The organism is Priestia sp. P5_B4 (assembly GCF_056400385.1).
The window spans coordinates 1-2,189 of the sequence record NZ_JBFULJ010000650.1; the positions used below are offsets into that span (position 1 = coordinate 1).

At 34.5% G+C, this 2,189-nt stretch carries 2 protein-coding genes; one reads left to right on the forward strand and one right to left on the reverse strand.

The genetic code is table 11. The features are described 5' to 3' along the window. A partial coding sequence (locus tag AC1DRF_RS24220; RefSeq protein ID WP_477741896.1) for a PQQ-dependent sugar dehydrogenase occupies positions 1–978 on the reverse strand: 978 nt, incomplete at its 3' end. A 316-nt stretch (positions 979–1,294) separates the two neighbouring features. On the opposite strand from AC1DRF_RS24220, the gene AC1DRF_RS24225 reads away from it, so the two are divergent. After that, positions 1,295–1,669, forward strand: a complete 375-nt coding sequence (locus AC1DRF_RS24225) for a cupredoxin domain-containing protein (protein WP_477741897.1) — start codon at positions 1,295–1,297, stop codon at positions 1,667–1,669. The last annotated feature ends 520 nt before the right edge of the window (positions 1,670–2,189 follow it).

Genomic DNA, 2,189 nt, shown 5'->3' on the forward strand with positions numbered 1-2,189 from the left:
TTTTATAAACGAAGTTGGAAAATCTCCTTCCCATCCCCGCCAGCCAAGGTTAATAAATCCTTCTTGACTGGGTTTAGCTCTCATTAAAGAAGCTTGAACAAGTTGAGGAACAGGTATTGGCTTATAATGAACAAATGAAAAAATTGACTCTACTACATCTTGTCCAACATTTCCCACATATTTGATGTACTGATTATAAAATTTTTGAAATGAAATGCCCGTTATATTGCGAACACCCTTAGCAATGAGCGTAAGAGTTTCCTGAATAGGTGAGGGGAGTTCACTAAAACGTGTGACTACGGGTGGATTATGGATAAATGTATTCTTACCTACATCAATTTCAATTATTTTTCCGTAAATTTCTATATCATTCTGACTTAAGTTAAAGGGGTCATAGCCTGATCCACCATCTCCGGTTGTAAAGATAAGTTTTCCAGTTTCAGGTGAAAAGTTTAAGCTGTTGACACCATTATGATTAAAAAATGGTCTTCTTAAGTTAAGTAACGTCCGTCTTTTTTGAGGCTGAGCATTTGGTTGGAACACCCATTCTTCCACTGTATCAATATGATCATATTTAGTTTCTCTATTTATCCACCTTAAGTTTGAAGTTTTAGGATCACACGGGTTAGGTCTATAATGTTCGGAAAGTGCACCTGGGCCTTGTGTTCCAGCTACTGAGTAATGAAGATAAAACAGACCGTTATAATAAAATTCTGGATGAAACGCTRGCCCTAGCAATCCTCGTTCATCATATCCTCCGCGGGAAACACCTGGTTCAGACGTACCTAATTTTATGATTCGTGAGCGAATATCTAAAAAAGTCTGTATAGCTTCGTCCCTTATGTAAAAGATCTCTCCTACTTGGGTTGCAATAAATAAGCTTTCAAATGAGTCACCAGGAAGTATAGCTGTTTTCAAAATGGTAGGTAAATTTATCTTACTAACAATAGGCCGTAAACTAACCTTAGCTTTTATCAACTAACTTGACACTCCTTTTTATTGTTTTCTTTTATAAGAATATGATTGTAACTGTTCTATTAGTATCAATACTATTTTATAAAGTTAGGCAATTTAATGGAGAGACCTAATCGAGAAGCTTCTTTCATAAAACTTACCCATTCTTGGGTACGTCTGCTATTTTCTTCTCTTAGCACTCACGATTCTCTCAACGTTCATAACTATTTGTGCTTTCTATAAATAGAAATAAAGGAAAAACAATGATTAATTCAAAAAAAATAGTGATATTATTTTATGAATTGGAAAAGAATATGGCTTATGAAAGGAGTGAATGCAAATGTCTGTAAAAAACTGGTTAATGGGATTAGTCGTTTTGTTTGCGATGGTTATGGTTGTGATAACTCCAGGTTCACTCAGCGTTTTGGCCGAATCCGACATGRTAAGACAAAAAGCCATGGAGGTTCAGTTGAACGATGATTACTTTAATCCAGAAACCATCACTATCCCGAGTGGGAAAACGACAACATTGATATTAAAAAATGAAGGTCAGAAAGAGCATACCTTCACAGTAGAAAAGCTCGGAATTGACGCTGAAGTCCAGCCTGGAAAAGAAAAAACCATTACCGTAAAACCACAAAATCCTGGTACATATGAACTAATATGTAGGTATCATTTTAATAGTGGAATGGTGGGGAAAGTGATAGTCAAATAACAAGCAGGGCCAATCGGTCTCTGCTTTTCCAAGTGAATATAGCATTATTTTTCCATGGAAATAAAAAAAGGGCTTTAAATTTAAAGTCCTTTTTATGTTTCGCTGATTTAATTGAAAAAACTAATTCATTCATTTTATATTGGAGTTAAAATTCTTTATTTTTATTAGCATAAACATTGCCCTTATTCTCCTAGCTTTTATTATTGGAGCGTTTGTAATCGACTCACTAGGTAGTACTATGATAAATGAAAAAAGCAGCCAAATACGTGAGTGCCTTTTTCACAAGGAAGAGGTTTTGAACGTCTATAATTAGGCTAAACATATTGTAACATTTATTTTTTATTTATTCTGTATATTTAAATTATTCGTTCATAATGGTACAATAAAATGATGGAAAGAGGATATGATGCTTCTTTCTTAATAAAGGATGAAGAAATATGGATATTAAAGCTCAGCAAACAAAGCTGGCGAATAATTTGGGCAAATTGTTACGAGATAACTTTGGGAAAGGCCCTGAGGC